This window comes from Marseilla massiliensis (genome assembly GCF_016899855.1).
GTDB lineage: Bacteria > Bacteroidota > Bacteroidia > Bacteroidales > Bacteroidaceae > Prevotella.
Genome location: NZ_JACJJG010000077.1, coordinates 1 through 12,042, shown reverse-complemented (window position 1 = coordinate 12,042; position 12,042 = coordinate 1). Strand labels below are relative to the sequence as shown.

10 protein-coding genes, 1 tRNA gene and 1 pseudogene are annotated in these 12,042 nt (G+C 38.7%); all 12 read right to left on the bottom strand.

The annotated features are described in order from the left end of the window. On the bottom strand, positions 1 to 613 hold a 613-nt coding region (locus H6A34_RS11070), incomplete at its 3' end, for a DUF3871 family protein (protein ID WP_205105566.1). Positions 614 to 1,002: 389 nt separating this feature from the next. Next, a complete protein-coding gene (locus H6A34_RS11065; RefSeq protein ID WP_205105565.1) occupies positions 1,003 to 1,908 on the bottom strand; it encodes a helix-turn-helix domain-containing protein in 906 nt (301 codons plus the stop codon). Positions 1,909 to 2,142: 234 nt separating this feature from the next. Then, positions 2,143 to 3,105 carry a hypothetical protein gene (locus H6A34_RS11060; protein WP_239480853.1) on the bottom strand — a complete coding sequence of 321 codons (963 nt, stop codon included), beginning with the start codon at positions 3,103 to 3,105 and terminating at the stop codon, positions 2,143 to 2,145. 232 nt (positions 3,106 to 3,337) lie between these two features. Next, on the bottom strand, positions 3,338 to 4,153 hold the full coding sequence (locus tag H6A34_RS11055; protein WP_205105564.1) for a hypothetical protein: 816 nt from the start codon (positions 4,151 to 4,153) through the stop codon (positions 3,338 to 3,340). Positions 4,154 to 4,228: 75 nt separating this feature from the next. Next, positions 4,229 to 5,431: a site-specific integrase gene (locus H6A34_RS11050; RefSeq protein ID WP_205105563.1), complete on the bottom strand. Its 1,203-nt coding sequence runs from the start codon at positions 5,429 to 5,431 to the stop codon at positions 4,229 to 4,231. A gap of 116 nt (positions 5,432 to 5,547) precedes the next feature. Further along, positions 5,548 to 5,620: transfer RNA gene (locus H6A34_RS11045), tRNA-Lys, on the bottom strand. A gap of 451 nt (positions 5,621 to 6,071) precedes the next feature. After that, positions 6,072 to 7,382: an ATP-binding protein gene (locus tag H6A34_RS11040; RefSeq protein WP_205105562.1), complete on the bottom strand. Its 1,311-nt coding sequence runs from the start codon at positions 7,380 to 7,382 to the stop codon at positions 6,072 to 6,074. 139 nt (positions 7,383 to 7,521) lie between these two features. Further along, entirely contained in the window at positions 7,522 to 8,691 is a 1,170-nt protein-coding gene (locus H6A34_RS11035; RefSeq protein WP_205105561.1) for an ATP-binding protein, read from the bottom strand. A gap of 223 nt (positions 8,692 to 8,914) precedes the next feature. Continuing rightward, the gene (locus H6A34_RS11030; protein WP_205105560.1) at positions 8,915 to 9,148 is read right to left on the bottom strand and encodes a hypothetical protein; all 234 of its coding nucleotides are present in this window, start codon (positions 9,146 to 9,148) and stop codon (positions 8,915 to 8,917) included. 379 nt (positions 9,149 to 9,527) lie between these two features. After that, positions 9,528 to 9,878, bottom strand: coding sequence for a hypothetical protein (locus H6A34_RS11025; protein ID WP_205105559.1), 351 nt, complete (start codon positions 9,876 to 9,878; stop codon positions 9,528 to 9,530). Between the two features lie 229 nt (positions 9,879 to 10,107). Beyond that, positions 10,108 to 11,082 (bottom strand): hypothetical protein, encoded by a 975-nt coding sequence (locus H6A34_RS11020; RefSeq protein WP_205105558.1) that lies wholly within the window; start codon positions 11,080 to 11,082, stop codon positions 10,108 to 10,110. Positions 11,083 to 11,204: 122 nt separating this feature from the next. Continuing rightward, positions 11,205 to 12,042 (bottom strand): annotated as a pseudogene (locus H6A34_RS11015) (hypothetical protein); the annotation flags it as partial.

The following is a 12,042-nucleotide window of genomic DNA, read 5'->3' as shown; positions in this document are numbered from 1 at the left end:
CATTTGTACTTGAAACTTCCAAGTTACCAAAATAACCGTCCGTGTAAACACACAAGTTGCAGCAAACCATATTCTTAAAGCCAACAAACACCTTGAATCTTTCAACAGTTTTCTTGCTGTAAAGATTCATCTGATTGTAGGCTCTGACACCGCCTATTGAAAGAGTGAGTTTGTTTCCCTCTACCGTTTCATAAATGGTAGGAACTTCAAAACAGAACATCATCCGCTCGAAGTATTGTGTCTTGTCACTCTCTAAGAGTTGGTTTGCTGGCTTGTGTATCGCTTCGGGGATTCTGCCTTTCACGATGTGCGAAACACGAATGTCAGGCTTGCCAATCGTTTCACCTGTAAAGAAAGTGTTTGCAGCTTCCCAAACCGTTTCAATAAAGGCATTGTGTGAAATTGTCAGTTCGTTGTCCTTACTGAAAACGGGTACGATGCAATCACTCTGCAAGTGCTGTAAATCAATCTCCATAGTGTTTGCCTCTATGAAGTGATTTACTTTCTTCATTTTTGTGGTTTCTTCTGAAACAATAGTTGCATCTTCTGCAAACTGCCCAAAGTTACCACGTCTTTTCTGTGCCATAGTTGGCAATAAAACTAAGTTTTCCATACTTGAAAATTTTTAATTGGTGAATAATTGAGTTTATCTTTTGTTTTTAGTCAAGAATGGTGGGGGGACTGAAAGATGTTGTGAAATCGTATGTATATGACATTCACCAATTTTTGAAATGTGATAGCAAGGGCAAATAGAGGGGATATTGGGAATGTATGTGCATATAGCTTTTTGCCTGTCTATTTATGGTTTGTTCTGTTGGACGGAAATAAAAGATAACGCCTTATCTCCTTATAATCAGCTAAGTTTAGAATAAAATTGTGTGTTGCTATATGTTGCAGTATTGTGGCAAATTATTAAAGACAATTCTGAAAAATATGCTTTATGAAGTAGTTTGGACGGGCTTAAAAGCAAAAAGAACAGCCTAAGCTGTCCTTTTAAATGGCTCACATTATAAATACCTGTGGCTCTTTTTTAGGTGGTATGATATAGTCCTTATTGGTAAGCACTTTGACGAAATAGTTTAGGCTGTTTATCGGTTCATTCAAATTGGGCAATCGCTGTGCCAACTGAAATTTGACGGAGAACCTTTTTATAAACTCTATGTCGTTTGCCTGCTTCAAGTCCTGTTGTGTATGAGGATATTCTACTGCTATCTGTCCTATCAACTCTCTTTTATAAGGTGGAGTTTCAAGCCCCTTAGTTTGGCAGAACAAGTCTATCGTATTATAAATTTCCTTATAAAGTGGTGGAGTGCCTTTTGGAAAATAGTTGGTATTTCCTTTGTCAAAGCAATCAAGCATTATTCTGTAACAGCCTTTGTGCCGTTCTATCAGATTCAATTCAATGCACTTGCTCATGTACTTCTGAATTGTACTGTATGAGATTTTCAAGTGCTTCGTCATTTCTCTAAGGCTGTAAAATGTCAGATTGCAGTTGTTTAGGCAAATGCCCTTTATAAGGAGGATAAAGCCTTTGATGTCCGTTTCTTCCTTTAAGGTAAGATTGTTAAAGTGCAGGTCAAGAAAACTTCTGCTTACTATGATGAAGTCCTTAGACGGAATATGTACCTTATAGAAATTCTTTGTTTTTGGCTCTCCATATTCACCTTTGATATATTTTCGTGTTATATCAACATAACCATGTTCTTCCGCTTTATGGAGATAATCGCTGACTGTATCAGTATCATATCCTGTCGCTTCTGAAAGCGTTTCCAACAGCACATTGGATTCACCTGTATTGTAGTCACTCTTAAAAAGAAGTGAGCAATAGGTGTAGGCTTCCTTATTGGAAAGTTGCTTGCCCAAATTTATAGGGAACACCCTATAATAGTTTTCGTCCTCTACTTTCATATATGTTGAATTTTAGTAGCTATTCTATATAAAGCTGCTGAAAGCCTGTATAGTTATGTTAATAGTAAATATAGTTAATAGTATGTCCTTGCCTTTTATATCACCTAATCCGGCTATTTTATATCAGTTTGAGAAACAGCATTAAACAGCATTTCAAGTTGGATATTTCAAGCAACGGATAAGGGCAGAATAGGACTTGCCCTCACACAAGCCCTATTACTTGCCATTATCGCTTTATCCCTCAAAATCCGCATATAAAGCCTTAAATGCTTCCACGTAAGATTTGGCTTCCATAGATTGCCCTTGCTTTGGAGTAAAGTGCTTATCCCATTGCTCTTTGTCTATAAGGTTTATTGTATCAATAACTTTCTGCTCGTCATTTCCGACCTCATTATAGTATTGTTTTAGCCCTTGTGCAAAGCGTCCGTTAAATCTGTCTTCTGATAAAAACTTATGCTCTTTCAAGGCATTCAGAATTTTATCACCTGTTTCACGGGTGGACTTGTTCAGTTGCAGTTTGCCATAATCAGATGTTTTCTTATAGCCCAACTGAATTGACTTTATTTGTTTGGAAGTCAAGTTGATTGTTCCAAAAGTGTAAAGTGCAAAGATAAAAGCTGCTTTGTATTTTTTGCACAATGAAAGAATGTAGTCCATTTCCTTGTTATTGGTGGATATTCCAGAGTTGTAGAAATCACCATTATTCCAGACTTTCCCATTGTTTCGCAAAGCTATGTAACTGACAATATCCATATTTGCAGGGATATGTACTTCTGTATAGGTGGGTTGCACTTCATTCAATGCCGGGAATTGGAGTGCCAAATCCCTATGTTGTCCGTCCTCACAAACCCCGTCATAGTTGAGATAATCTTCTTGTTTGACAACTTCCAATGTTATCTTGAAGTTGCTGATGATGGCTTCTCCTTTGCCTACATTCCGCTCAACTGACATTTTGAATAATTTTCTGTCACCTATCTTTTCAATGGCTTCATCCATAGGTATATATTCAATCGGCATGGATTCAATATAGCCCAAATTCTTGATTTTATTATAGCAAGCCCTTACGTTCTCTTTGTCAATGTTTTGACGGTTGCCCTCAATGAAGAGCAAATTAAGTCTTTTGTTCATAACTATTTCATTTTTATTGTTATTTACTATGTTCAAGTTCTCACCATTATTGATTTTAATTTCTTCCATGACTTTTTATTTTTTTGTTAATAAGACTTTTATTTACTTGTAACCATTCAGCTTATGCGCACTTGGCTTGCTGATTACGTTGCAAAGGTACGGCGGCTTGAAAAAGTATATAGTGAGTAAATTTCAATTGCAATTTTACTCCCCTTAAATTGAGAACAAGAAAAAAGAAAGAATCCTGCCACTCACATTGGAGCAACAGGATTCTCTTATAAGGGGTAATATGCTGTGTTTCTTAGTAATATATATCAGAGTGCGTTATGATTTGCTTGTTCTTGTATTGTTTTAAAAAGCCTTTTAGCGATTCTGCATCAAATTTGAAATTCTCATTAGTGGATAGGTGGGCGTAATATATCAGCTTTGAGATTAATAGATTCTTATTGAGCGAAACGGTTTCTCCTTTCTTCCGTTTGCCCTCAAATTGTGGATTAAGTTCAAAGAACTCTCTCATCAATCTTGCAAAGTACCATATAAGCACAGAGTTGGATTCCTCTTTTAAGTTGAATATGTCTTTGGCTTCTTCTGCCGTCCAGCCACGTATTGCATCTTCGTTTTGTTCGTAGGCGTGTTTCACCCATTTAAGGATACAGGCAATAGCATGGCTGTCCTCAATCTCCATTTTACCCTTGTCTGTTTTAATGGTGAGCTTCATTACTGAATCTTCATCTTCAGGGGTGAGATTGATAAACTTCTCAATAGTTCTCCTTGCGCTGTCCTTTATGGTGAATCCGTTTATGCACACGCTGCAAGCGAAGTCAAAACAGAATATGGCAAGTAGCCAAAATGCGTCTGAATCCATTTGCAGCCCATTTATAGTAGCTTGCAAGTCTTTGTCATTGATATAGTTCTCGTACTTATAAGGGCATAGTATTTCACCATTGTTGTAGCGTTCCGCAAATATGCGCATTGTTTCAAATGGCATATTCACATTCAAGATATTAGGATATAAAGGTGTGCCATCAGGTAGATAGAACGGTTCACCCTTGCCTCTTAATAGGCTTGAAATGTACTGAAACTGTTTCTCGTTGTTGTCATCTATTGGTAGTTCCATAGCTCTTTGGTTTTTAGGCTATAAAGGTAATGAAAAAAGTCCACCTGTCATTTTTACAAGCGGACTTTTCTGCATTTATAGTAAGTTTTTCATCGCTTTATCAATCTGCTCATTGTCAAAACTATCAAGATAGATTTGCGTAACTCTTTCAGAACTATGCCCCAATGATTCGCTAATTATAGAGGTAGAAACCCCTGCTCGTTTTAACACGGTAGCATAAGAATGCCGTGCGACGTATGTTGTCAACGGTATAGGCAACTGTAATTTTTCACCTATTTCTTTCAGGTGTTTATTTATCTTGGCCAAAACCTTATGTAACCTATTAGCAATTTGCACGTCTGTCTTATGTAAAGGAGAGAGAATAGGGAACAAGTAAGGTGATTTGTCATTTTGATATTTAGCTATTATTTCCAATGCCTTAACTTGTAATGGTACGTTTATCAGCTTCTTTGTTTTTTCTCGATTATAGATAAGATGACTTTCAACAATGTTGGAATGTTTCAACTTTGATATATCTATAAAGTTGATTCCTGCCGTAAGATAAGAAAACGTAAACACATCTATCGCCAAACATTCCATTTCAGACTTGCCTTGATAGTTCATTATTCTCATTACATCTTTCTTTTCTATGGCTCTTTTAGGTATCTGTCTACTCAACCGTGAAACTTTATAAGAACGGAATGGATAGCAATCATTTTTGATTGCGTGTTCAGCAATAGCCATGTTAAATACTGCCCGTAAGTGCCTTATTCTTGTGCTTATGGTGCTTACTGAAAGATTTTGCCCTTTCATCCATAACTCATATTTCTTTAACCAAGCTACATCAATGTCTGAAAATGGAATATCAAGATGTTTGTTGAACTTAATAAATGAATTATAAGACACTTCAAGCATTCCTGCATATCTTATTCTTCTCTCCTTTTTGAGATTCTGAATGTACGTCAGGTAATATTCGCCAACTGTCTTATGTTGACCTACATTAGAAGATGTTGATTCTAATAGGGTTGTAGCTGTAAAGTCTTTACCTGCTATTCGTTTGTCTAAGGCTACTCTCCGTATTTCATAGATTTTTTCGTTCATAAGGAGTATTATCCTCTCACGATTGGGACATTGAGTCTTTGGCAGATTTGTCTTGAAGTCCCATTGTTCTGTTTTAATTGAAATTCCAAGACTTTGGTATTTTCGTTTTCCGCCCTTACAGACACAAACCATTAATGGATGTTCACCATTGCTAAGTGTTTTTGACTTGTAGCACAACACTTTGATTGTTTCGCTCATACGGTTTACTGGTTTACATCTTGGTTTACATCAGACGTTCAAAACCAACGTATAAGCATGAAAAAAGCGGTTATCTGTATTTTAGATAACCGCCTGATTTTCAATGGCTTAATAAGTGATCCGTTTGGGGCTCGAACCCAAGACCCCAACATTAAAAGTGTTGTGCTCTACCAGCTGAGCTAACGGATCTTGCCGTACGACATGATTTCGTAAAGCGAGTTGATAATCAGTACTTTACGGTTATCTATCCAATTTGTCAAAGATGTATTTGCCTTAGTGTTTTTATCTGGTTTAACTCATGGTTTAACTCAGAGTCTTAACAAGAGGGGTTATTAATGTGATTTGACTTCAATTTTTGCAAAGGTACAATTATATCTTGAATATCAAAAAATTATCCAACACATTATTCAAATCTTGTCACAATGGACTTCATAGTTAACCAAAGGCAAATGTAAACAACAATATAATCATCCACTCATGCGGCGTGTGCCTACAACAAACGAAAGAAAAAGAAATGCAGCTTTTTTACAAGGATTTCAGGGTGATACTTATATATGTACCATATTGAAAGATAAAATCCTGCATTCTGTTTACCATGAACAAAGTTATTCAACAAAGAGAAAAGCTGCATATAAAGTGTTTATAGAAAATCTTTCAGCCTATCGGTAAGATATAGTGGAATGTTTATCAGGTTGTCATCCTTGCGTAAGTTCCTTGTCGAAAAACGTATTGCTATATCTGGTTCATATTTCTTTCTGTATTCTGAAAGGCTTTTGGCAGTTACACTGTTTCCTGATTTAACCTCAACTGGTATAATACTACCGTTATATTGCAGCATGAACTCTATCTCCGCAGTATTACCGGATGACCAGTAGAATTGCTCCTCACCGAACTGCCGTACAAGAGAAGTCAAGACATAATTCTCTGACAACACGCCTTTGAATTCTGTAAACAGCCTGTCGCCAAGCAAGACTGACGTAGGTTCAAGACGGAATTTAGAGCGCAACAATCCTACGTCGGAAAGATACATCTTGAAGTATGAACTGTTTTTGTATGCTGCCAAAGGAATGTGCGGAGTGTTGACGCAAAACACACGATGCGTAAGACCGGCAAGACATAACCACTCAATAGCGTTTTCATATTCACGTGCTCTTGCCCCTTTCTGTATTTCCGTGTAGCGGAACTTCCTGTTGTCACGCGCCAAATGTCCTTCAATATTATTCCATACGGCGAAAACACGTGGAATATCCCTTGCCGCTATGTGTTTGGAAAAGTCAAGAGAATATGCTATGAGGATGTTTTGCAGAATGGCATCAACCTGTTTCCAATCGTATGTGTCGGCATATCGGCTTACGGCTTCAGGCATTCCGCCAAGTACGAGATAGGTTTTGTATGTGTCAACCAACTTTGAATGGATTACTTCGGGCAGAGGCTCAATATCAGTTATGCCTTGTAATATTTCCGCCAAGTCGGGGTTAGTTGCTGCCAAGTACTCGGAAAACGAAACGGGATACATGTGCATGAAATCAACCTTGCCAACAGGAAACGATGCCCCTTGACGGTTCAAAGCCACGCCAAGTAACGACCCGGCACAAACAATGGTATACTCTGGTGTTTGTTCGCAAAAATATTTGAGACTGTTCAGGGCGTCGTTACATTCCTGTATCTCGTCGAGTATTACAAGAGTTCGCCCAGGTTCTATCTTCATCCCGGACACCATCGATAGCACGTTAATTAAGCGTTTTGGGTCTTTGGTACGGGCAAAGTCCTGCTTTATTTCAGGCATTGTGTCGAAATTGACATATACGCAGTTGTCAAAACATTCTTTACCAAACTTGTTAAGAACCCACGACTTGCCTACCTGCCTTGCACCCTGAAGTACCAAAGGCTTACGGAATCTGCTGTCCTTCCATGCTGCAAGGTCTTTCAATATGCTTCTATATATCTCCATTCATATCTATTTTTGGCAAATATACACATTTTATTTAGAAGAAAATGGCAAACAACACTTTTTATTGAAGAATGCAGTTTGGCATTAAACATAATTAATAAATAGCATTCCCCGTTTCTTAATAACAGAGAAGAAAAAATCAATAATTCAACCCAAAAGCCCAAAGAGGTATAACATTAGCGTACCCGCTCTCTATATCATCCTTTACAATATAACCTTCTTCAGCGTTTTCTATCTGCTTCTGCCCTTTCTTCCTGCCACCGATTTCAAACACTTTCTTGTCAATCTCAAAATAGGAAATGGACGAACTTGTAACATCGTTCATCACCCTCATCTGGTTCATGAAGAACGTCTCCCTTACGTTTCCTATGTCAGCATGTTCAGGCGAAAGAGCGTATATAAGATTGGTGTTGTCGAGATACAGTTTCTCAACTTTTCCCAATCCACGAATCCCTCCGGTAGAGTTCCTTAGCTGAGTTATCATTCCGGCGCGTTCCATATAAACGAGATAATTGGGGATGTCGTTCCTGCTTATTCCAGTCGCTTCTGCCAACCTTTGCATTACAGGCTTGAATGGAACGCTCTTCGCCACGACCATCAAGAGGCTTTTCAGTTTCTTTCCCAACGACACATTGGCTTGCAAGTGTGTAGGGATATCAACTTCCATTGTCTGGTTTATTACCTGAAGCAACTCCATTTCATATTCCTCGTCACGTCCGAAAGGATAATATCCCCTGCGAAGATAATCCTTGAACAAAGGCAAAGGATGTTTCACGTCGGGCAATACGGCTTTATGGTTCAATATTTCATCCAAGCTGCATACAGGTGCATTTATGCCGTGAAACAAATTCAGGTACTCACGGAACGACAACCCTTGCATCTCGTAAATCGGGAACCTCCGGCTTAAGTCAGCCATACCCTTGTATATGTCAAGTATTGACGACCCTGAGATGACTATCTGCAAATCCTCATAGCTATCATAAATCTGCTTCACCTCCCTCGACCAGCCTTCATATTTGTGTATCTCATCAATGAAAAGGTGCTTTCCTCCCATCTTGACAAAGTAATCTGCTAGGTCGACAAGGCTGTGTTCGGAAAAATATATGTGGTCGGCAGATACGTACAGTGTGTCAGAAGTATTCAAATTGAGCTTGATATGTTGTAAAATCATTGTCGACTTGCCAACACCTCTCGGTCCTACAATTCCGAACGCCCTTCCGTCCCATTTTATCCTTTCATACTTGTATCTGAGGAAGTCTGTAGGGGTGCTTTTCAGCTTTCTGTTGAAAAATTCATATAATCGTTCCATTCGTACATTGCATTAATTGACAGCACAAATATAATAATTTTGCATGAAATAAATGCAATATTACAAGATAATCGTACTAAAATAATGCAAAAAATGTCTGCCTATATTGAAAAATATTCGTAAAAATCTCTGTCTATACATTATTTTGAATATCTTAATCCGTTTATCAAGTACAAAAAATAAAAGAAGGACAGCCGTTTAGAGCCATCCTTCCCATTCAGTGTTAAAATTGTTCCTTGTTCACTTCCTGTCCGTTATCATACCAATAAACGTTCAAGTTCTCCGTAGTCATCCACTGGCAATTGTTTAACCTGAAGTCGTATTTGTCCTCAAGTGTTGACAGATATTCCTCGAAGTCGTCGTATTTTTCGGACTCTTTTACTTCCTCGTCCGTCAGTCGGATAATGTTCAAGGCACCGATGCAGAAGTCCAAAATTATAACATACCTTGGTTCCATAGCCTTTCTGTTCTTGTCAAGTGAATATTCGTCGCCATAGGATAGAGCCGTTTTATCTTTCCGTATGCTGTCATCCGGTTGTTTGCGTTTACGTTGACATTTAGTTTTACGCCGTTGATTGTGATATTGAAGTGATACCTAATCATTTTTGCTTTTGTCGTTTTATTGAATTTTCTTACTGTTATAACAAAAACAAGGATACGTGATTTTCGGTCTTTTGTCACATTTACCGTTGTCACATATCCCTGCATCTAAGAGAGTTTAATCTTTCAGGTATTCAAACGTTTACCAGAAATTGGAGTTTGTCAGAAGATGATTTTTCTTATAACCGCCTTTCTTGTCTTGTTGAATTTCCTGTAAAAGCTCAAATATTCTAAAATCAGACCGCTTGTTTCCTTAGCCATTGTCTAACCCTCGTTTCATAGCCCTCGCAATATTCCACGTTTTCGTCTATTACTGAAATGAGGTTGTCAAGATAAACGTTTTTTATTGTAATTCTGTTTTTTGGATTATCGTCAGGAGTAAGGGTAACAGTGAACGTATCCGAGCCTTCATCATATTCGACTCTTACATAACCCGTCAGCTTGAATCCCTGTACATGAAACTCCGTGCCATTACTTAAAGTCCTGACCGAAGCGAAGCATATTCCCCAGCTTAAAGGGATTACACTGTGCTGGAATATTCTCCAAATGTATCTTGCCATTGAAGGCTTGTTTCCTGTTATTTCCATAATAGTTGTAATTTCGTTTTTTTGCCGTTTTGAATTTGATGTTTTGTTGATTAAGATTACACTGAAAACCATCCGAATTATAAAAGACCGTCAATCAGCTTGTAAAAGACCGTGTTTTGCATTCCAATAGGCCATGTTTTAGAGCCTCGTTTGCCGTCTTTTGGTTTGTTGATTATTTCTTCGTGTTAAATGGTTGGTATTCAGCGACATAAGAGAGCATGATATTTGACTAAGCTGCATCTTCATTCCTTTCATAATAGAGTTCAGCCATCGCATCGTCACATATCATAGCGAAGTCGTCAAGTCCGAGCAAGGGGTATTCTTCATGATAAAAGGAATGCAGGTCAGTCGGTGTCAATGTAGGGTCTGAAATAAGCGAATCCCTTACCAGTTCATACATTTCCTCGTATTGTTCCCACCATACCAACTGGCAGTCATAACCCTTCATCCGTCCCGGTTCATGAGGATATACCTTGTTGCAGCTTGTGATTATGTGCTCAATGAAGTCAAGGCATTTCATCAGGTCGTTCTTGTCGGTAAACTCGTTGTCGGTATGTGGCTCATAATATCCGCATGAAACATTGATGCAGGAAACATTTAATCCGTTTTCCTTCAGCTGCTCAACGTCAGTCATCATCCCTTCGGTCGGTGTATAGCCAAACTTTTCAGGCGTTATGTCCTTTATGAAATCATCCGAACAAATGTCCATAAAACCGATATGAGTTATGACGTCCGTGTTTCCTCTTCTGTCCGGCTGTATTACAAAGCGGCAGTCGTTAAAGAATTCCATGTTTGCCTTTGAGCTTCCGATGCAACCAACTTCCTCACCTACAAAGAATGCAACTTTTATTTCGTTAAACTTCTGAAGGCATTGAAGGCACAGCCAAATTCCGTTTTTATCATCAGCACCCAGACCGCAAAAACTCCTTTCCGTGGGACTGTAACCAAATAACAAATCCTTCGTTTCAATTACCGTGAAGTCTGTAGGATGGTATTTCTGTACTTGGTCAAGATGCGCCACCATGCAGGGATAAGTTTTTGCAGTTCCCTTGGTTATGTAGATATTCCCAGTGTTCCAGTCAAGTTCCATCTTTGCACCTTGTATGTTCTTGTTGGTCCACTTACAGACGAAGGAAATAATCTTGCCCTCGTATCCTGACTTCGAGTGGATTTTATAAAGCTGTTTTAAAAGTTTGAAGTCCATAATTTTTATGTTTTGTTGTTGAATTTTATTCTTGATTTTATTGAAGAGAGATTAAAGGAGGGAGCCATGATGTTTTATATTGTTTTGTTGTTTTTTCATCACAGTTTCCTCCCTTTTCAGTGTTATGCGGCCTTAAGTTCTATTTGACGATGTTCCGAGATATAACAATCCTCGGCTTTCTCCTTGCATCCTTCCGAGCAGTAGCAGTTTCCCGTCAACTCTGATTCATGGCCGTCATCTTTTACAAACCATTCGCCGCACCAAGGACAACGGTCAACATCCTCCTCGTGATAGTACATTTCCTCTGAGTCAATCCATACAAATTCCCCAAGGTCGTCAACACTGCAACTGTATTCCCTTCCGTGGTACATTACAATCGTGGTATCGAAGTCACCATAACATTCATGGAACTCGTCATAGCTTTCATCATCGTTCTCCTCATACCCGTCAATACTTCCGTCTGTGGTATCAAGCTCGTAGTCATAACCGCTTACCTCGTAGTTGTATGCTTTCCCTGCTTCCATGTCGTACCACTTGAAAGAGTCCTGGTATGAAAGGGTGTCTTCAGTGCCCAAATCGCAGTCAATGTAGAAATTCTTGTCTTCCAACGAATTACCATATATGTCAACAAAGCTCCTTGAATGGTGGCAGTCATAACCTACTTGCTTGTATCCGTCTATGTAACCTCCTATTATCAATGCGTTCACCAAGGCCCGCTTCAACACGTCGTCCTGATTGGTTGAGTATTGTCTTTCAGCCAGCCTCCAGATTCTTTCCGTTCCTTCCTCGTAGACCTTGTTGAAGATTATGCACCTCGCTATGATTTTTCCGTGTTCGTTCTTGAGGTATGCTGCACTTGCGTCAACCGAATCACTGTAAAAGAAATGGTATCCCTTGTCTGTCATGCAACTGTAGAAGTCTCCATCGCACTTGTTTGAATCGTAAATATCCCTGAAATTG

What these genes read in the sequence shown, in the direction of transcription:
- H6A34_RS11065 (WP_205105565.1), bottom strand. Translation starts at nt 1,908, where the DNA reads ATGAAAGTAGAGGACGAAAACTATTATAGGGTGTTCCCTATAAATTTG.
- H6A34_RS11060 (WP_239480853.1), bottom strand. Translation starts at nt 3,105, where the DNA reads ATGGAAGAAATTAAAATCAATAATGGTGAGAACTTGAACATAGTAAAT.
- H6A34_RS11055 (WP_205105564.1), bottom strand. Translation starts at nt 4,153, where the DNA reads ATGGAACTACCAATAGATGACAACAACGAGAAACAGTTTCAGTACATT.
- H6A34_RS11050 (WP_205105563.1), bottom strand. Translation starts at nt 5,431, where the DNA reads ATGAGCGAAACAATCAAAGTGTTGTGCTACAAGTCAAAAACACTTAGC.
- H6A34_RS11040 (WP_205105562.1), bottom strand. Translation starts at nt 7,382, where the DNA reads ATGGAGATATATAGAAGCATATTGAAAGACCTTGCAGCATGGAAGGAC.
- H6A34_RS11035 (WP_205105561.1), bottom strand. Translation starts at nt 8,691, where the DNA reads ATGGAACGATTATATGAATTTTTCAACAGAAAGCTGAAAAGCACCCCT.
- H6A34_RS11030 (WP_205105560.1), bottom strand. Translation starts at nt 9,148, where the DNA reads ATGGAACCAAGGTATGTTATAATTTTGGACTTCTGCATCGGTGCCTTG.
- H6A34_RS11025 (WP_205105559.1), bottom strand. Translation starts at nt 9,878, where the DNA reads ATGGAAATAACAGGAAACAAGCCTTCAATGGCAAGATACATTTGGAGA.
- H6A34_RS11020 (WP_205105558.1), bottom strand. Translation starts at nt 11,082, where the DNA reads ATGGACTTCAAACTTTTAAAACAGCTTTATAAAATCCACTCGAAGTCA.